15 protein-coding genes are annotated in these 19,466 nt (G+C 62.2%); 1 reads left to right on the top strand and 14 read right to left on the bottom strand.

Features of this window, described 5'->3' with window-relative positions; all coding sequences use genetic code 11:
- Positions 1–161 precede the first annotated feature (161 nt).
- The 14 genes from C4N22_RS04520 to C4N22_RS04455 form a co-directional block, all read right to left on the bottom strand.
- On the bottom strand, positions 162–611 hold the full coding sequence (locus C4N22_RS04520; RefSeq protein WP_112148139.1) for a zinc ribbon domain-containing protein: 450 nt from the start codon (positions 609–611) through the stop codon (positions 162–164).
- Positions 612–804: 193 nt separating this feature from the next.
- Positions 805–1,758, bottom strand: a complete 954-nt coding sequence (locus C4N22_RS04515) for a uridine kinase family protein (protein WP_112148138.1) — start codon at positions 1,756–1,758, stop codon at positions 805–807.
- Positions 1,724–3,178: a coproporphyrinogen dehydrogenase HemZ gene (gene hemZ, locus C4N22_RS04510; RefSeq protein ID WP_112148137.1), complete on the bottom strand. Its 1,455-nt coding sequence runs from the start codon at positions 3,176–3,178 to the stop codon at positions 1,724–1,726. The genes C4N22_RS04515 and hemZ overlap by 35 nt, the downstream gene beginning before the upstream one ends.
- Positions 3,179–3,181: 3 nt before the next feature.
- Positions 3,182–3,802: an MBL fold metallo-hydrolase gene (locus C4N22_RS04505; protein ID WP_112148136.1), complete on the bottom strand. Its 621-nt coding sequence runs from the start codon at positions 3,800–3,802 to the stop codon at positions 3,182–3,184.
- 120 nt (positions 3,803–3,922) lie between these two features.
- The gene (dtd, locus tag C4N22_RS04500) at positions 3,923–4,384 is read right to left on the bottom strand and encodes a D-aminoacyl-tRNA deacylase (protein WP_112148135.1); all 462 of its coding nucleotides are present in this window, start codon (positions 4,382–4,384) and stop codon (positions 3,923–3,925) included.
- Positions 4,385–4,388: 4 nt separating this feature from the next.
- Positions 4,389–6,710, bottom strand: a complete 2,322-nt coding sequence (locus tag C4N22_RS04495; RefSeq protein WP_112148134.1) for a RelA/SpoT family protein — start codon at positions 6,708–6,710, stop codon at positions 4,389–4,391.
- Position 6,711: 1 nt separating this feature from the next.
- Positions 6,712–8,844: a single-stranded-DNA-specific exonuclease RecJ gene (gene recJ / locus C4N22_RS04490; RefSeq protein ID WP_112115194.1), complete on the bottom strand. Its 2,133-nt coding sequence runs from the start codon at positions 8,842–8,844 to the stop codon at positions 6,712–6,714.
- On the bottom strand, positions 8,841–10,193 hold the full coding sequence (locus C4N22_RS04485) for a 5-bromo-4-chloroindolyl phosphate hydrolysis family protein (RefSeq protein WP_242980944.1): 1,353 nt from the start codon (positions 10,191–10,193) through the stop codon (positions 8,841–8,843). Before C4N22_RS04485 ends, recJ begins: the two co-directional genes overlap by 4 nt.
- Before the next feature lie 8 nt (positions 10,194–10,201).
- Entirely contained in the window at positions 10,202–11,797 is a 1,596-nt protein-coding gene (locus tag C4N22_RS04480; RefSeq protein WP_112148132.1) for an NAD(P)/FAD-dependent oxidoreductase, read from the bottom strand.
- 236 nt (positions 11,798–12,033) lie between these two features.
- The gene (locus tag C4N22_RS04475) at positions 12,034–13,338 is read right to left on the bottom strand and encodes a CdaR family protein (RefSeq protein ID WP_112148131.1); all 1,305 of its coding nucleotides are present in this window, start codon (positions 13,336–13,338) and stop codon (positions 12,034–12,036) included.
- Positions 13,335–14,234, bottom strand: coding sequence for a diadenylate cyclase CdaA (gene cdaA / locus C4N22_RS04470; protein ID WP_022256081.1), 900 nt, complete (start codon positions 14,232–14,234; stop codon positions 13,335–13,337). The genes C4N22_RS04475 and cdaA overlap by 4 nt, the downstream gene beginning before the upstream one ends.
- Before the next feature lie 33 nt (positions 14,235–14,267).
- Complete coding sequence (gene ispF, locus C4N22_RS04465) at positions 14,268–15,434, bottom strand: 2-C-methyl-D-erythritol 2,4-cyclodiphosphate synthase (RefSeq protein WP_112148130.1); 1,167 nt, start codon at positions 15,432–15,434, stop codon at positions 14,268–14,270.
- A gap of 179 nt (positions 15,435–15,613) precedes the next feature.
- Complete coding sequence (locus C4N22_RS04460) at positions 15,614–17,296, bottom strand: phospho-sugar mutase (protein ID WP_022256079.1); 1,683 nt, start codon at positions 17,294–17,296, stop codon at positions 15,614–15,616.
- A gap of 73 nt (positions 17,297–17,369) precedes the next feature.
- A complete protein-coding gene (locus tag C4N22_RS04455; protein WP_181567163.1) occupies positions 17,370–17,762 on the bottom strand; it encodes a hypothetical protein in 393 nt (130 codons plus the stop codon).
- Positions 17,763–17,921: 159 nt separating this feature from the next.
- Between C4N22_RS04455 and C4N22_RS04450 the strand changes: the two genes are divergently transcribed.
- Entirely contained in the window at positions 17,922–19,460 is a 1,539-nt protein-coding gene (locus tag C4N22_RS04450; RefSeq protein ID WP_112115188.1) for a YifB family Mg chelatase-like AAA ATPase, read from the top strand.
- The last annotated feature ends 6 nt before the right edge of the window (positions 19,461–19,466 follow it).

The following is a 19,466-nucleotide window of genomic DNA, read 5'->3' as shown; positions in this document are numbered from 1 at the left end:
CCTGTGCTCAAAAACTGGATTTTAATTGTACCGCAGCTTTCGCCCTTTTGCAAGGGTTCAAGCGCATTTTCCGGCTTTTGCGGCCAATTTCTCGCACATTTTTCACATACAAAGGGGCGGTACCCCAGCAGGACACCGCCCCAGCGGAATTTTGGCTGTACTTACAGCTGCGCGCCGCACTTGTTGCAGAACAGTGCATCGTCCGAGACCGGAGCACCGCACTGGGGGCAGGCCTTGGGGGCATCCTCCGCGGCGGCGGGCGTTTCTGCTGCCGGTTCTTCCGTGGGAGCGGCATCCGCTGCAACAGGCTCTTCCTCCAGATCACGGGTGATCTCCACCGCGGCGGGGCCAAGCGCCTCCTTGAGGGACGCCAGCTCCTGCTCAATGGAATCGATCATCTCGATGTATTTGTCCACGAGGGGCTGGTTTTCCTCATTGCCCTTGGCCAGGCTGTAGACCAGCGCGCCCAGCTGACGCTGTGCCTTGGCCAGCTTTGCCTGCTCGCTCACGATTTTTGCCTGGGTCTTGCCTCTCTCGGCCAGATCCATAGCGGCATTCTTGCCTTTCTCGGCGTATTCCAGACCCATTTCCTTGAGCTTATTGAAATCCATAAAAGGCACCTCTCTTGTTTGTACCCGGCAGTTTTTCCGGGTTTCTGCCAACGGCACAGGCGTCCTGCCCGTGCTTCCAGATGGTGGTTTCATTATAGCGCACTCAAAAGGGGATTGCAACGAATCCACCGCAACTTTTACAGTTTGGTGCAGGTTTGGCAACAATTTTTTCGCATTTGCACAAAAGAGCGCGTCACTGCGCGGTTTTGCCGCCGATCTCGCCGGCATAGAATTCCCGCAGCATACTGTCGGCGGGCAGCAGGTCCAGCGCCACCGGGGCCACATGCTCAAAGCGGCGGGCGGTCTCGTCCCAGAGCTCCGCGTTATGGCCCTCCAGCGTGAACTGCTGGCGCACCTTTTGCAGCAGCTTTGCGATCAGGCCCAGCTCATAGGTGAACGAGGTATCCAGCAGGAAATCCGCCGTGGTCTTGAACCCCTTGATATACCGGGTCTCGCCGTCCAGCACACGGTCCCACATGGCCAGCGTTTTGGCCGGGCTGCGGCCGCGGGTGGCGGCGTCGCGCAGGGTGCGGCGGCACAGGCGGATATCCTGGGTGTTGATGGTGCGACGGCCGTCGATGCAGTATTCCTCCCGCAGGCCCGCATAGACGCGGTAGATCTGGTCGCCAGGAACAAGGCTCGTCAGCTCCGGGTTGAGGGCGTGGATGCCCTCCACAATGCAGACGCCGCCTTTCAGGTCGATCTCTTCCGTCTCACTGGAGCGTGCCTCCTTGGAAAAATCGTAGACGGGCAGCATGGTCTTGCCCGTCTCGTTCAGCTCCTTGAGGCACTGGCGGATGAGGGGCAGATCCAGCGTGTCGGGGTTCTCATAGTCCAGCGTGCCGTCCGGCAGGCGGGGGTAATACTGGGCCCCCCGGAAGAAGTTGTCCAGGCTGACCACCCTGGCCGGGGTGCCCTGGCGCTCCAGCTCCTCGGCCAGCTTATGAGCCGAGGTGGTCTTGCCGCTGGCCGAGGGGCCGGTCAGCATGACGATCTTCGTGCCGGAAAAGCGCACTTTCTCGGCGGCATAGCGCACCCGCTCCCGGTAGCTCTGCTCGCTCAGGGAGGCAAGCTCCGCCGGGCTGCGGGCTGCAACGTTGTACAGCCCGACTTCAACCAACCGTTTCGGGACCCAAATCGTGATCATAAAAATCAGCCACTCCTTTTTTCCGTTCCAGTACCTCCGCAAAGCGCTGGATATACTCATTCGGATACTTGAAATTGAAGATGCGCTGCATCCGTTTTCCGCCGTCGGCCACCAGCTTGGTGCTGCCGCCCGCGCCGGCGGAGAGGATGGTCTGGACTTCCTCCATGATATAGATATTATAATATCCCTCGTGGCCCGGCTTGCACCAGCCCACATTTTCCAGATTTTGCAAGGTATTCTTCTGGCGGTAGAGGTAATACGGGCGGTAGCCCGCCTCGGCCAGCAGATGGCATTTTTCCAGCATGGCGGCTACATCGGCGTAGTCGTTCTCTTTCTGGTCCTCCATCACGATGCGGGAGGCCCGCTTGAGGGTCAGGGTGTGGACGGTGATATTCTCCGGGTCCAGCGCGATGGCCTGCCGCAGACTATGCTCAAAGCCCTCCACCGTGTCCCCCGGCAGGCCCGCGATGAGGTCCATGTTGATGTCCTCGTGGCCTGCTTTCCGGGCGTCGGCGTAGCAGTCCAGAATGTCCTGTGCCGAGTGCTTGCGGCCAATGCCGGCCAGCACCTCGTCCGAGAATGTCTGGGGGTTGATGGAGATGCGGGTGGCCCCGTACTCCTTGATGACCGCCAGCTTTTCGGCGTCGGTGCAGTCCGGGCGGCCCGCCTCCACGGTGTACTCCATCACCTGAGAGAGGTTAAAATTCTCCCGCACGGTGCCCATCAGCTGGCGCAGCTGATCCGCCGAGAGGCTGGTGGGGGTGCCGCCGCCAATGTAGATGCTGCAGAGGGTCAGGCCCGCTTTGTCAGCCTGTGCTTTGATCTCCTCAACTTCCCGACAGAGGCAGTCCACATAGGGCTGCACCATCTTGCGGTCCCGGTCCAGGTTGCAGCTGACAAAGCTGCAATAGCTGCACCGGGAGGGGCAGAACGGGATGCCGATATAGAGGCTGTAGGTCTTGGGCACGCTGCCCGCCTTTAAAATAGGCTCCTGCAGATCGGCAATGGCCTTGGCCATCTGGTATTTCTGCCGGGAGCAGTCGAACCGGCCCAGGAAAAACTGGTCGATGTCCTCCTCGCTCCAGCCAGCGGCCCGCTTATCGTGGATGAGGCGCACCGGGCGGACGCCCGTCATCTTGCCCCAGGGCGGGCGGATGCCCGTCCATGCCCGCAGCAGGTCATACGTCAGGCTGGCAAGCGCAAACTCCGGCGTCTCGATATCGGGCAGGAGGGCCTGCGCCGTTTTGCTCTTTCCCTGCTCCCGCACCATGGCCCAGAGGCCGTCCGGCTTTTTTTCGGCCCAGACGCAGTCTTCGCCGTCCTCCGGGGCGGTAAGGGTCAGGGGTGCCATGGGGTAAAACAGCCGGACCAGATGCTCCACCTCGTAGCCGGAGGGCAGGCCTGTGATATATATTTTCATGCTTTATTCCGCCTTTGCGTTCCGGAGCGCCTGCCGGATATAGAAGTTATTGTCCAGCTCCTGCCCCATGGTGGAAAAATCCCCGTGGCCGGGCAGCAGCTGCGTCCCGCGGGGGATGGGCAGCTTTGCAAACTTGCGCAGGCTCTGCTCCATCTTGCGGTCATCGCCGCCCTCCAGGTCGGTGCGGCCCATGCTGCCCTGAAAGACCGTGTCCCCGGCAAAGAGGTACTCGCCGCAGAGCAGCACCACGCCGCCCTCCGTGTGGCCGGGGGTGTGCCAGACCGTGAACTTGAGCTCATCCACGGCGATGGTCTCCCCCTCCTCATAGCCGCTGTCCACATCGGCTGCTTTCAGGGGAAGCAGCTGGGTGCCGCGGCAGTCAACCGGCTCACAGTAGAGCTTGGCCTTATGCTCCCGGCGGAGGGTGCCTGCACTGCCCACATGGTCATAGTGGCCGTGGGTGCAGAGGATGGTGGTGAGCTGCGCGTTGTGCTCTTTTAGAATTTTATCGTACTCCTGCACCTCGGCGGCCGGGTCAATGATGACCGCATGGCCCGCGTCCGAGATGAGCAGGAAGCTATTGGTGTAAAACGGCGCGGGGCCGAGAAGATGAAATGCCTGCATCGTGTTCTCCTTCACAAATATCTTGGCTCGCCCTCTGAAAGACTCCCTCCGGCCGGAGGGAGATGTCGCGTAAGCGACAAAGGGAGGCCGAGCTGGCGCAAAGCGCCTGAGAGGGCGCTCTTACTCTTTATGCTTCCACTCGTCGGTATCAATGACGATGGTGCAGGGTCCCTCGTTGACGAGGGAGACCTGCATGTCGGCTCCGAACTCGCCGTGCTGGACCTCCTTGAGGCCCTGCCGATTCATCTCGGCAAGGAACAGCTCATAGGCATCCACGGCCAGCGGGGGCTTTGCCGCCTTGATGAAGCTGGGACGGAACCCCTTGCGGGTGTCGCCGTAGAGGGTAAACTGGCTCACCACCAGCGCCGAGTACCCGAGATCCTTTGCGCTGAGGTTGAGCTTGTCGTTTTCGTCCTTGAAAATGCGCAGTCCCGCGCATTTTTCCGCCAGCTTGGGCACGATGTCCAGCGTATCGGTATCTTTGACGCCCAGCAGGATGACGAGGCCGGGGCCGATGGGCCGGGGCTCCCCGCCGTTGACCCGCACACTGGCGGAGGAGACGGCCTGAATGACAGCACGCATGTTGTTAACTCCTTGTCACCTTGAGCACATCCTTGATCTTGGAAAGGCGGGCCACCACCCGGTTGAGGTGCTCGGTATTGTTGATGCCGATGGTCAGGCTGACCACGGCGCAGTTGTTTTCCACCTGGCGGGCGTTCATGGTGTAGATGGGCACCCGGATATCCGCCAGAGCCGCCAGCACGTCCCGCAGCAGCTCGTTGCGGTCCAGCGCAATGATTTCAAGGCCGGCTTTGTAGCTGTCCTTGACGCTGTCGGCCCAGTAGGCCTTGACCCAGCGGGGAGCGTTGGTGGGGTCTTTCATGCTGGCAATGGCGTTGACACAGCTCTGCTTGTGGATGGAGACGCCAAAGCCGCGGGTGATAAAGCCCACGATGGGGTCCCCGGGCAGGGGCGAACAGCACTTGGCAAACTTGATGGGGGTGTTATCAAAGCCTTCCACCACCACGCCATCGGTGGCATGGACCTTGCTCAGGTCCACCTTGGCCAGCTGCTCGTTCTTATCTTCCTCGCTCTTCCGCTTCTGCCACTCTTCTTTCAGCTTGGGCAGGCAGTTGGCGATGGTGATGCCGCCGTAGCCGATGGCGGCGTACAGTTCTTCGGCGTTGTTCTGGCGCAGGCGGCGGCAGCAGCTGCCGATGAACTCATCCAGCTCGTCGTCCGGGATGAAGATCATCTCCCGGCGCAGCTCCCGGGCCAGCGTGTCACGGCCCTCCTGGATGTTCTCCTCCCGGCGCATCTTCTTGAACCAGTTGCGGATCTTGCTCTTGGCCTCGCTGGTGCGCACGATCTTGAGCCAGTCGCGGCTGGGGCCCTTGTCCGCCGGGCCGAGGATGACCTCGATGATCTCGCCGGTGGAGACGATGTGGTCAATGGGGACCATCCGGTTGTTGACCTTGCAGCCCACCATCCGGTTGCCGACGGCGGAGTGGATGGCGTACGCAAAGTCGATGCAGGTGGCGCCCGTGGGCAGGTTGATGACATCGCCCTTGGGGGTAAAGGCAAAGACCTCCTCGGGGAGCAGGTCGCTCTTCAAATCATGGAGCAGGTTCCCGGAGTCCTCGCTGACGCGCTGGTTTTCCAACAGCTGACTCACCCATGCCAGACGCTCGTCCAGCTTATCGTGGCCATCCAGGCCCTCTTTATACTTCCAGTGGGCTGCAACGCCGTACTCGGCCATCTCGTCCATCTTGCGGGTGCGGATCTGCACCTCAAAGGGGACGCCCTCGTGGCCGATGACCGTGGTGTGCAGGCTCTGGTAGCCGTTGGGCTTGGGGGTAGAAATATAATCTTTGAAGCGGTTGGGCAGCGGGTGGTACATATCGTGGATGAGGCCCAGGGTGCTGTAGCACTCGGCCAGGGTATCCAGAATGATGCGGACCGCATAGATATCATAGATCTCGTCAAAAGACTTGTTCTGCATGATGGTCTTGCGGTAGATGCCGTAAATGCTCTTGACCCGGCGCTTGATGGTGGCACCCTCGATGCCGCTCTCTTCCAGCCGCTTTTCGATGACGCTGGACACGCCCGCCAGGAATTCCTCGCCAGCCCGCTCGCTGAGCATCTTGTTGATCTCCTCATAGCCCACAGGGTCGAGGTAATGGAGGCTGCGGTCTTCCAGCTCCTCTTTCACATTCAGGATGCCCAGACGGTTGGCGATGGGGGCATACACCTCCATGGTCTCCCGGGCTTTATCCCGGCGCTTCTGCTCGGGCCAGGCGTCGCCGGTGCGCATATTATGCAGCCGGTCGCAGAGCTTGATGATCATGACCCGGACATCCCGGCTCATGGCCAGCAGCATCTTGCGCAGGTTCTCGGCCTGCAGCTCCTCGATGTTGGAGAACTGAATTTTCGTCAGCTTGGTGACGCCGTCCACCAGCAGGGCCACTTCCTCGCCGAACGAGGATTTGATCTGCTCGATGGTGGTGGGGGTATCCTCCACCACGTCGTGCAGCAGGGCAGCGGCAATACTTTCGGTGTCCATGCCCAGGTCCAGCACCAGCCGGGCCACAGCCAGCGGGTGGCAGATATAGGGCTCGCCGCTGCGGCGGCAGACGCCCTTGTGGGCGTCGTTGGCCATGTTGTAGGCCTTATCGATCATCTCCATGTTGTAAGCCTTGCCGCTGGCCTTGATGGCCTCCACAAGCTTTTCATAGGTCACGATCTCCGGCCGCACTTCCGAGGGCAGAGCGCCCTCCGGCGCATTGGCCGGCAGGGCCGTGGCGGCCACGGTGGCCGTCTCCGGTGCCACCACAGGCTGGTGCAGGTGGGTCTTGGCCGAGTAGGAATCCTCCCCGGCCGACCCCGTTTTTACTTTTTCGTCAGGCATTTTACTCTCCCTCCAAACATTTCAGGATGGGCGCATCGGCCAGGTTTTTCTTCCCAGCCGTGGGCACAAGCTCCCAGAACTTTGCCCCGCCGTGTTCTACCGCGGCAATCAGGCCCACCTGTTCCAGCGCCGTGAGCGCTACCAGAGTTTTTCCCGTCTGCTGCTCGCCAAGCTTGGCAAACAGAGGCTGCAGGTCTTCCGCGTGCCAGCGGCGGGTCTGAAGCTCCCGGTACACCGTGATGATCTCACCGCGCACGGGAGCGATAAGCTTTTTCTGTTCGTCCTGCAGCGGGGTGCCCCGGCGCAGGGCCTGCACCAGCGCGGTCTGCTCGGCCACGGCATGGCCCAGCCCCGCCGGGTGCAGCTCGATGACGCGGCCGGAGAGCTGCGGGCCCCGGGCCGATTCATACACCGAGAGGTTGAGGGCGGCATCCACGACATCGCCCATGGCGTAGGGCAGCTGCTCCGGGTGCATCCCGAACCAGACCGCGTAAATGCTGGCATTCCCCTGCCGCAGGCGCAGGCGGCAGTGCTTTCCCTCCGAGACCGGGTAGATGCCCTCCACCACGGCTTTTTCCAGCAGGAACACCGGGGTGGGGTTCTCGGCTCCATAGGGGGCCAGCTGATCCAGCCGGGCTACGCTTTCCACCGTGACCCGGTCCAGCCGGATGGAGAGGTCGCACTCCAGCGGCGGGGTATACAGCACCGGACACTCCCGGGCCGCCCAATCGTTCATCCGGCGGCGGAGGGCAGGCAGATTCTCCGCCCGCACCGAGAGGCCCGCCGCCATGGCATGGCCGCCAAAACGGAGAAGCAGGTCGGCGCAGGAAGCGATGCACTCGTGCAGGTTGAAGCCCTGCACACTGCGGCCGCTGCCCTTGCCCTCACCGTTCTCATCAATGGAGACGACAATGACGGGCCGCCCGGTCTTTTCCACCAGACGGGAGGCCACGATGCCGATGACGCCGGGGTGCCAGTTCTGCCCCCAGAGCAGGATGACCCGGTCTTCCAAAAGGCCAGGCTCCCGATCCAGCAGCTCCTGCGCTGCCTTGACGATCTCCTGTTCCGTCTCCTGCCGGGAAACATTGATCTCCGTCAGCCGGTGGGCCAGCTCCGCGGCCCGGTCCTCGTCCTCACAGAGGACAAGCTGCAGGGCGGTGACGGCACTGTCCATCCGGCCCGCCGCATTGATGCGGGGGGCAATGGCGTAGCTGACGTTCTCTGCCGTGACGGGCTTGCCCGCAAGGCCTACTTCTTCCAGCAGAGCCATCAAGCCAGGGCGGTCGGTCTGCTGCAGCTGTCGCAGGCCCGCTTTGACCAGGGTTCGGTTCTCCCCCGTCAGGGGCATCACGTCAGCCACCGTGCCCACGGCGGCCAGGTCGCCGCAGTAATCCAGCATCTCCTCCGGCGGGCAGCCGTCCAGCGCCGCGCAGAGCTTGAATGCCACGCCCGCGCCGCACAGGCCCTTAAAGGGGCTGGTGTCGTCGGCCCGGCGGGGATCCACCACGGCCACAGCCTTGGGCAGCACCTCGTGGGGCAGATGGTGGTCGGTGACGATGAGGTCTACCCCCAGGGAGGCTGCAAACTCGGCTTCCTCAATGGCGGCAATGCCGTTGTCCACCGTGACGATGAGCTGGCAGCCCTTGTCGTGGATGGACTGGATGGCGTTTTTGGAGAGGCCGTAGCCATCGCCCTCCCGGCTGGGCAGCATACATTTGACGTTGGCTCCCATCCCTTTCAGGTGCTGGTAGAGCAGGGCCGTGGCAGTCACGCCGTCCACATCGTAGTCGCCAAAGACCACGATGGTCTCTTCGTTGTCAATGGCCTGCAAAATGCGGGCACAGGCTTTGTCCATGTCGGTCAGGAGCATGGGGTCGGTCAGCTCTTCCTCGCCCGCCAGCAGGGTCAGCGCCTCCGTCGGATCGGTGATGCCACGGGCCGCCAGAATGCCCGCCAGCAGGGCGGTTTCTTTCTGCTGGGCGGCCAGGGTGGCATTGTATTGCGCTTCCGTCCAGGGCTCCTCGCTCTGGCTGTGATATTCCAGTTCTTCGGTATTCTGTTCCGCGATGGCGTGGGTCAGCTCCCGCACCGCCGCGCGATCCAGCGTCTTCAGGTTCCAGGCCCGGTAGGTCATAGCATCCCCTCCCCGGTCAGTCCGTCATTCGCCAGCATCCCCTGCAGGGCGGCAATTTCGCTGGAAACATCCAGCGCCACATCGCTCAAAAGCTTATCGTAGAGGTTATCATAGGCCTGGTTGAGCGTATGCAGGATGCCGGCGATATCCCGGCGGATGGCCTCGGCGTTCTCCCCCTGCTGGCCCTGCACATCGTTATAAGTGTGCAGGAGCTTGAGGGTGGTGGGGATATAATACTCTGCAAAACGGCGGGCCTTGGGCAGGCTCTCCGGGTGGGCTTCCAGCCAGTCGCAGATGGCCTGGGTGGTCTTCTGCATGTGATCCAGCTCCTCCACGGCACGCTCGTCCTGCATGAGGGCTTTTTCTTTTTTCAGCACCTGGGCAAAGCTCCGGGCCACTTCCAGGTTGAGAGGCACGGTGTTTTCCGCCTCCTCCGGCTGGGGCTCCGGCCGCGGGGCCTGTTCGGCGGCCTTGCGGGCCTCCTGGGCGGCACGGTAGTCCTCCGCTGTCAGGTAGAGCTTCTCGTCTTTTTCATCCAGCCAGGCCGAGAGCCAGCCCCTGTGGATGTATCCGCGCAGGGCCTTGAGGGCTTTCTGCTTTTTCTGGTGGGTCAGGTCGGCCAGCATCTCCAGTGAGAGGCCCTTTTGATAATCAAACTCTTCGGCCATGTCGGCGTAAAGGTTCAGCTTTTTGCCAGCACGCATCCGGGAAGCACCGGCTGCCGTCATCCAGCCGAACAATGCGGTGATGGCTGTGAATGCCCAGCCGCTGACCCGGATCGCGCCCATGGCAAAGCTGCCAATCGCCTCGCCCCCGGCTACGAACACCTGGGTGATCGCATCCCCCTCGGTGGCAACGGCGTCCCCCAGCAGGGTGCTGGGGGCAAACATGGCGGCAGCACCAAAACAGCTGATGGCCGAAATGCCAAAGATGACCGCAAACGTAATGCCCACCGCCAGCAGGGCCACACCCGCATTGTGGCGCTTTTTGGCGCTGGCGCGGATGTTCTCCACAGGGGTCGGCTCCGGTTTCCGGGCAAAGAACTGCCGGGCCCAGGCCGAGCCGCTGCCGCCTGCCGCCCGCGCGGCTTTTTCGGCCTGCCGCTGGCAGGCCTGCTGGCCCTCCCGCACGGCGCGGCCCGCCGCGTTGATGCCGTAATTGGCCGCATGAACAGCGGCCTTGCCTACATCAAAGGCCCGGTCGCCGATGTCCATGCCCCGGCCCTCAAAGCCGTGGCGGAACGCGTCGGACATGGTATCGCCAAACTCCCGCAGCTGGCGCTCCAGCTCCTGCTGCACCTGTTTTCCCTCGTCGGGGCGGTGTTCTGTATCACGTTGGTTTTCGTTCATGTTTTTACTCATCCCTCTGCCGGGCTGTACCGGCTGATGATGGCCCGGGCTACCCGCAGGCCATCCACGGCGGCGCTCATAATGCCGCCCGCATATCCGGCACCCTCGCCGCAGGGGTACAAACCTGCCAGCTGGGCGCACTCAAAATTCTCTTCCCGTTTCAGCCGCACCGGGCTGCTGGTGCGGGTCTCGAGGCCGGTGAGGATGGCCTCGGGCGCGGTGTAGCCCGCGATTTTGCGCTCGTAAGCGCGCAGGCCTGCCCGCAGGGTATCGGCCAGCTCCCCGGGCAGCAGGGCCCCCAGGTCTGCCGGGCAGACGCCACGGTCATAGGTGGGCTGGACCCGGCTGATCTTCAGCTGACCCCTGCCCTCGAGAAAGCTCTGGATGTTCTCCGCCGGGGCCGCGTACTCCCCTGCCGGGCGTCCAGCGGCGTATGCTCTGGCTTCCAGCTCCCGCTGGAACGCGATGGCCTGGCGGGGATCGTTTGCAAAATCGGCTCCGCCCACGCTGACCACCACAGCCGCGTTGGCGTTTTTGCCGCTGCGGGCATGGTAGCTCATGCCATTGGTGACCACACGGCCTTTCTCGCTGGCCGAGGCCACCACCTGGCCGCCCGGGCACATGCAGAACGTATAGACGCACCGCTCCCCCACATGCTGGGAGAGCTGATACTCGCCCCGGGGCAGGGCCGGGTGGCCGGCTGCCTCGTGGTAAAGGCTCTTTTCAATTTCGCTCTGGAGATGCTCCGCCCGGAAACCGACGCTGAACGGCTTGCACTCCAGCACCAGGCCGCTGTCCAGCAGCATCCCGAACGTGTCCCGGGCCGAGTGGCCCACCGCAAACACCAGCGCCTCGCAGGGGAACGAACCTGCCGTGGTCAAAATACCCGTCAGCGCGCCATTCTTCCGCTCAAAACCGGTGAGGGCCGTGTTGAAATGCACCTCGCCGCCCAGAGACTCGATCTCTTTCCGGATGGAGGTGATGACGCCCCGCAGCAGGTCGGTGCCCACATGGGGCTTCTGCTTCCAGGCGATCTCCGCCGGGGCACCGTGCTGCAAAAACACCTCGGTGACAAAGCCGCAGAGCTCATCCCCGATGCGGGTGGTCAGCTTGCCGTCCGAAAACGTGCCCGCGCCGCCCTCGCCAAACTGGATGTTGGCGTTTTCGTCCAGCTCGCCGGTGGCCGAGAAATGCTCCACGGCCTTGACGCGCTCGTCCAGCGCCGGGCCCCGCTCCAGCACAATGGGGCGGTAGCCCTGCCGGGCCAGCAGCAGGGCTGCAAACAGGCCCGCAGGCCCCAGGCCGCAGACCACCGGGCGGTGGGCAAGCGGCCGGGTGCCGTTCTGGACGGAAAAATCCACCTTTTGGTGCAAAGCGACGCAGGGCGAGGCCCCTGCATAAGCAGATTCCTCACCCTCGTCCTTGAGCGTGACCGCTACCGTGTACACCAGTTTGGGCTGCCCGTGGCGCGCGTCCACAGAGAGTTTTGCCACCCCCAGGTGCCCCACTTTTGCGCGGGGGACGCGTGCCAGATGCAGCGCTTTTTCAAAGGCCTGCGGCTCCCCGGCGGAGAGGGGCAGGCGGATGTCTCGCACTAATATCATGTTTTGTAAATTCTTACTCCAAGTTTCTCGCTTTATTTTCAGCATCCTTGCCCTCTCCGTCATTGCTCCGCAATGCCACCTCTCCCAAAGTGAGAGGCCTTGGCAGTCCCCGCAATGTTTCCGGTTTTGCCAAGGGCTCCCCCTTTGGGAAAGATTTCCCCCGGTCGGGGGAAAATGGCAAAGCCAAAAAGGGGAACAGCTGGACGCCAATAGGCGGCCTGAGAGGGCTAGCCGCCTCAATTACTTTCGATCTTGCACTGCACCATATAGCTGCCCAGCGCAAAAATTTTGCCGTTGGCGGGCACATACAGGCGGCAGGCAATGTTCTGCTGGCCAATGGCCACCGAGAAATCATCGGCGTCGATCTCAATGACCACCTGTTCCGGCGTCAGCGTTTCCAGCGAACCAGCCGGGCCGCAGAGGGTCACGTTCATCAGCCGCTCGGTCTCCACCGTCAGCTGGTAGCTGGAGGGCAGATTGACGACCTGCACGCAGCTGGAGGGCAGGTTCAGGGTCTTGGTCTCCAGCTTGGAGCTGTCAAAGCTGACCGTGATGCTGGAGAGGTTATCCAGCAGGTGGATGCCGGTGGGCAGCTCAATGGGCATCTCGTAGACCTTGTCCAGCGCAAAGGTGGAGAGGTCGATGGTGCCCACGGACAGCGCCGAGAGGCGGTCGATCTGGGACTCCGGACCGGCCACGTTAAGCGTCTTCTTGCTCAGGGTATAGGCCAGCACCGAAGAATCAAAGTCCCGCGGGGCGTTGATGAAGCTGACCTCCACCGGGAGGGTAGCCACCTTGTACACCTGCAAGGTCACGTCCACGCTCTCTTCTTCAAGGGTGGTGTACTCAAACTTGACCTCGCTGCCACTGCGGGTGTAGAAACGCAGGGCGGTGGTCAGGGTGACCGGCTCGGTCAGGTCGCCTTTGTGGGCGACTTCGGCGGTGCAGGTCTCCACCTGGCTCAGCTCGGTGCTGGGGCCGGAGAGGGTAACGGTCTCTTTTGAGACGTCCGTGCCGTACAGGATATACCCATCCGCGATGGTCAGGTAATTGGTGGTCACGGTGATGGGCAGGGTCTTTTCCTCCACCACGTCGAACACCACATCCACGGTGTTGTCGCCGCCCTCAATGGAGACGGACACGCCGGTGAGCAGGGTGCTCTGGCTCCGCACCTGCAAACGCAGGTTCTTCTCGCCGCTGTCCCGCACGCTGGACCAGTCCGGATAGACCACAAAATCGGAGGCCTGCAGGCTGCCGATGGTGTAGCCGTCGCCGGAGAGCTTCAGGTTGACGAACTTTTCCGGGGCGCTGACGATACTCAGGCCGCGGGAAGTATAGGCAGAGGAATCATAGGTGAAATCCACCGGGACATTGGAGATGGTCTTGGTGGTGCCGGGCTGGACGACGATGGTAACCGCCATCCAGGCAATGATGGCACCGATGATGGCCAGCAGCAGGCGGATGCGGCGGTCATTGAGCATACCGCCTGCGGGCTTGATGGCGGGCTTGGTGCCGTCGGGCTTTTTGGGCGCGGTGCTCATTGCTGCTCATCCTCCTTCTGGTTGACCCAGTTCAACAGCTGCTTGGCGCGGTATTTCCAGCTGCTGGTGTCGGTCTTTTCGCTGGTGGTCTCCTTGGGGATCATCTCGTCGATGAGGCGGGTGTAGAGGGTCTGGCGGTCAAAATGGCGGATCAGCACGCCGTTTTTGGCCATGGAGATGATGCCCGTCTCCTCGCTGACGACGATGGCAATGGCATCCGAGTTCTCGGCAATGCCCAGGCAGGCGCGGTGGCGGGTGCCCATGTCCTTGCCGAGGTCCAGGTTGTTGGAAAGGGGCAGCACGCAGCCCGCCGCCTTGATACGGCCGTTTTCAATGATGGCCGCGCCGTCATGCAGGGGGGTACCCTCGTAGAAGATGGTGCCCAGCACCTCCAGGTTGACGGCACTGTTCACCGGCGTACCGGTGCGGACGATCTCCGAGAGGTTGGTGTGCCGCTCCAGCACGATGAGGGCACCTGTCTTGGTCTCTGAAAAACGCTCTGCCGCATCGCAGATGGCAATGATGGCGCTGCGCCAGGCTCCTTTGAGGCTTGGGTCGTTGTAGCGGCCTTTCATATTGAAAAGTTTGCCCGCCCACTGGTCGGTCTGGCCCATCCGCTCCAAAGCGCGCCGGATCTCCGGCTGGAACAGCACCACCAGCGTCAGCAGGCCGACCTGCAGCAGCGAGTTGAGCAGCCAGGTCACCGTGCGCATATTCAGGATATTGGCCACCAGATAAACCACCAGCACCAGCAGCGCGCCCTTGGCCAGCTGACCCGCGCGGGTACGGTTGACGATGCCCAGCAGCTGGTAGATGAGGAATGCGATCACCAGGATATCCAGCAGATCCACCAGCTTAAAGGTCTGGAAATTGGCTATGATCGAGTTCAGAGTCATCGACGTAACACTCCCGTTTTTGTTCCTGCTTTCTTACAGCTTTTCAATGAGGGCAACGGCGTGGGCCGCAATGCCCAGCCCCTCGCCCGTAAAGCCCAGATGCTCCTCGGTGGTGGCCTTAACGCTCACGGCATCCACCGGCATCCCAAAGGCATCGGCCAGCTTCTGGCGCATGGCGGGGATGTAGGAGGCCAGCTTGGGCCGCTGACAGAGGATGGTGGAATCAATGTTCTCGATCCGGTAGCCATGCTCCTTGAGGATCTCGGCCACACGGCGGGCCAGCGCCAGGCTGTCGGCCCCCTCGTACTCCTTGGCGGTGTCCGGGAAATGCTGGCCGATATCGCCCAGAGCGGCAGCGCCCAGCACGGCGTCCATGACGGCGTGTGCCAGCACATCGGCATCGGAGTGGCCCAGCAGGCCTTTCTCATAGGGCACTTCCACACCGCCCAGGATCAGTTTGCGGCCTTCCACCAGACGGTGAACATCATAACCATGACCAATACGCATTGCAGTTCCTTCTTTCTGTTTCGCGCGGGGCAGATCCTCCCGCGTCGTGATCTTCAAATTGGCGTAATCTCCCTGTGTCAGCTGCACGGTACGGTCCGTCAGCTCAAACAGGCTGCAATCGTCCGTAACAAGGCGGGCTTTTTCCTCGTCCAGTTCTTCCAGCGCGGCCAGGTAGGCGGCACGGTCAAAGCACTGGGGCGTCTGCACCGCATACAGGGTACTGCGGTCCGGGGTCGTTTCCACCACACATTTCGCCGGGACCTTTTTGCCATCGCCCCGGGTGGCCTGCTTGATGGTGTCTTTCACGGGCACCGCCGGGGCAGCGGCCCCGCATTTTGCAGCGGCTTCCACCACGGCCTCAATGACCGCCTCGCTCACAAAGGGGCGCGCTGCATCGTGGACAGCCACCAGCTCTCCATGGGCGGCCAGCACACCGTTTTTGGCGCTCTCGGCCCGGGTGGCACCGCCCTGCACCACCTGCACGGGCTTTGTGCAGGCAGCGGCCTGCGCCTCAACGTATTCGCGGTTCTTGCCCGCCACCAGAACGATCTCGCTCACCAGAGGGCTCTCCTCAAACGCGCGGATGCTCCGGCCCAGCACGGTCTCCCCGCCCAGATCAAAACTGAGCTTGTCAAATCCCATCCGGGTGGAGGAGCCTGCCGCCACCAGAACAGCCGATACATGCTTTTCCAAATTTTTTACACCTGCCCTGTTTTTGCACTGCCTGTGCACCGTGGCACAGGGGGATAACGATACATTGAATATTATAGCGTAATCCCTTACAAACTGCAACCCGCCCGCACCCATCAAAAAGGCCCCCATGCAGGGCTTTTGCACGCTGCATGGGGGCGAAATGTTCCGGAAATTATTTTTTACTTCAGGATGGGCTCAATGGCAGCGGCCAGAGCGTCTTTCTGGGCCTGTGCATCGGCCAGATCCTTGCCCAGGGTGGTGAAGTAGGTCTTGATCTTGGGCTCGGTACCGGAGGGGCGCACCACAACGGTAGCACCGTTCTCCAGGCTGTAGATCAGGACATTGGCGGCGGGCAGGCCCGTCTCCTCCGGCTTCTTGTAGTCGGTCACCTTGACCACCTTGTGGCCAGCCAGCTCGGTGGGCGGGTTGTCGCGCAGCTTCTGCATGATGGAAGCCATCTTCTCCATGCCGGTCAGGCCGGGGAACTCAAAGCTGTCCACCTTGTTCAGGTAGCGGCCATACTCCTTGTAGATCTCCTCCAGGCGCTGCTTGATGGAAGAACCGATGCTGCGGTAGTAAGCGGCCATCTCGCAGATGAGCATGGAGCCGATGACGGCGTCCTTATCGCGGACATAGGGGCCAGCCAGGTAGCCGTAGCTCTCCTCAAAGCCGAAGATGAAGCGATCGACTTCCCCGGCAGCCTCCAGATTGGCGATCTGGTCGCCGATCCACTTGAAGCCGGTCAGCACGTTGCGCATCTCGACACCGTAGTGGGCGGCGATGGCATCGGCCAGCGGGGTGGAAACGATGGACTTGACGGCCACGGGGTTCTTGGGCATGGTGCCTTTCTCAATGCGGCCGGCGCAGATGTAATCCAGCAGCAGGGCACCCATCTCGTTGCCGGACACCAGCTCATAGCTGCCATCCGGGCACTTCATGGCGATGCCCACGCGGTCTGCATCGGGATCGGTAGCCAGCATCAGGTCGGCGCCGGTCTCGGTGGCCAGGTTCAGGCCCAGCTTCAGGGCCTCGAAGATCTCGGGATTGGGGTAGGAGCAGGTGGTGAAGTAGCCGTTGGGGTACTCCTGCTCGGGCACGATGGTGATGTCGGTGATGCCCATGTCGTTCAGCACGTGGGTGACCGGGACGAGGCCAGAGCCGTTCAGCGGGCTGTAGACCAGCTTGAGGCCGGCGGTCTTGCACAGGCCCGGGCGGACCTGGCGTGCCTCGATGGCAGCGTACAGGGCATCCTTGCAGTCATCGCCCACAAAGCGGATGAGGCCATCCTCCACGCCCTGTGCAAACGAGATGTACTTGGCACCGGTCAGCACATCGGTCTTCTGGATCTCATCGTACACGATGGCAGCGGCGTCATCGGTCATCTGGCAGCCATCCGGGCCGTAGGCCTTGTAGCCGTTGTACTTGGCCGGGTTGTGGGAAGCCGTGACCATGATGCCCGCGTTGCAGTTGTAGTAACGGGTGGCAAAGCTCAGGGCCGGAACCGGCATCAGAGCATCATAAATGCGCACCTTGATGCCGTTGGCTGCCAGAACACCGGCAGCGGTCTTGGCAAAGATATCGCTCTTAAGGCGGCTGTCATAGCTGATGGCCACCGTCTGGGTGCCGCCCTGGGTCTTGACCCAGTTTGCCAGGCCCTGCGTGGCCTGACGGACCACATAAATGTTCATCCGGTTGGTGCCGGCGCCCAGAACGCCGCGCAGACCGGCGGTGCCAAATTTCAGTGCAACCGCAAAGCGGTCTTTGATCTCATCGTCGTTTCCCTCAATCTTTGCCAGCTCGGGCTTCAGGTCAGCGTCCTCAAGATCCGCTGCCAGCCAGCGCTTATACTCTTCCTGATACATGTTGCACACCTTACCTTTATTGTTTTTTGCCGGGAAAATGGTAGTTTAATCAGCCTAATTATAATATAAGCTTTTACACGCTTTGTGTCAATTCTGTATTATGCAACAAGTTTTCCGTATTAAAACCGGCAAATGGTACAAATTCCCGGGAATCCTCTTCCCCGGGCTCGTCCTCCACCGTGGCCAGCGGGCGGTAGGGCTGGTGCAGGTCATCCAATACATCCAGCCACTGCCCGGGGCCGATCCCGTTCTCGCATAAGTACCGCATCAGCCGCATCACGCGGGCAAAACTGCCGTCCGGGCAGACCACCCGGCTGGTGTAGTTCCCGCCGCCCTGCTGGACACGCAGCTCCAGTACAATGCCCTCCGGCTGTGCACTGGCACTGTAAAGCAATGTGTGTGCCAGCTGTAAGCCTTCGATTTCCGAATAAGGGCGGGTGTAGCAGCAATACTCTCGCGTATTCATAAAAAACCTCCTCTTTTTTTTGACGCATTGACAACGTTCACGCCCTTTACTATAATTTATTTTAGGAATCTTTGCTGTCGAAGTTTGACGTTCAATACCATTCTTTACCATTTCTTAACCGTTCTCTCTCTTGACCGCCCTCCGGGCAAAAGGAGCGCCATGTATTCCGTTATCAGAAGCTTTGGTCTCAATGGTCTCAACGGCTTTGCTGTCGCAGTGGAAGCCGACGTCTCGGGCGGGATGCCCGCCCTCTCCATTGTCGGCCTGCCCGATTCCGCCGTGCGGGAAAGCGGCGACCGTGTCCACGCCGCCGCCCGCAACCTGGGGTTCAAGTGGCCGGACCGCCGCATCACGGTCAACCTGGCCCCGGCCGATGTCCGCAAGACCGGCCCCGTGTACGACTTGCCCCTGCTGCTGGCCGTCCTCTCCTCGGCCGGGCAGATCGAGCCCCCGCCGGAAGAAGCCGCCTTTCTGGGGGAGCTGGCGCTGGATGGCAGCCTCCGCCCGGTGTCCGGCGTGCTGCCCATGGCCCTGACGGCTGCCGCCAGCGGGGTGCAGGCCCTGTATGTCCCTGCGGAGAACGCGGCCGAAGCAGCCGAGGCCTGCGGAGACACCATGCTGGTCTACCCTGCCCACACGGCGCTGGAAGTGGTGGACGCCCTGCGGGGCATCCGGCCCATCTCCCCCATCCGCTGCGCTCCCTTTGACCCCACCGACGCCTGGAACGCCGCCCCGGATTTTGCGGACGTAATGGGTCAGCCGCTGGCCCGCCGGGCCATGGTGCTGGCGGCTGCCGGCGGACACAATGTGCTCCTCATCGGGGCTCCGGGCACCGGCAAATCCATGCTGGCCAAGCGCCTGCCCGGGATCCTTCCTCCGCTCACCCGGGAGGAAGCCGTGGAGACGACCAAAATCTATTCCATCGCCGGGCAGATGCCCAAGGGCCGGGGCCTTGTCACGGCCAGGCCGTTCCGCAGCCCGCACCACTCGGCCAGCGCTGTCTCGCTGGCCGGCGGCGGAGCACAGTTCCGCCCCGGCGAGTGCAGTCTGGCCAACTGCGGCGTGCTGTTCCTGGATGAACTGCCGGAGTTCTCCCGCGAAAGCCTCGAAGTGCTCCGTCAGCCGCTGGAAGACGGTCAGATCACCGTCAGCCGGGCCGCGGGCAGTGCCACATACCCCAGCCATTTTCAGCTGGTCGCCGCTATGAACCCCTGCAAGTGCGGTTACTACGGCCACCCAACCCGGCCATGCACCTGCTCCCTGAGCGCGGTGCGGCAATACCGCAGCCGGGTGTCCGGTCCGCTGCTGGATCGCATCGACCTCTGCGTGGAGATGGACCCCGTTGCCTTTGACGAGCTGCACGGCACCGCCTCCGCTGAGAGCAGCGCCGACCTGCGCAGGCAGGTACTGTTTGCCCGACAGGTTCAGGCAAAGCGGTACGCTGCCCCCGGCTTTGAGGGCGTGCACTGCAACGCCCGGCTCACCGCCGGGCAAGTACGCCGCGTCTGCCGGATGACCCCCGCTGCCGAGCGGCTCCTCCGCGCCTCGTATGAGACGCTGGGCCTCTCCGCCCGCGCCCATGACCGCATCCTCCGGGTAGCCCGCACCGTGGCCGACCTGGCAGGAAAGCAATTGTTAGACGAAGATTCCCTGCTGGAAGCGCTGCAATATCGCGCGCAGGAAAAAGTAGAGCTATAACCGATT

The organism is Faecalibacterium prausnitzii (genome assembly GCF_003287495.1).
Lineage (GTDB): Bacteria > Bacillota > Clostridia > Oscillospirales > Ruminococcaceae > Faecalibacterium > Faecalibacterium prausnitzii_I.
Note: the sequence above shows the minus strand (reverse complement) of the source record. Positions and strands in the feature narration are given on the sequence as shown.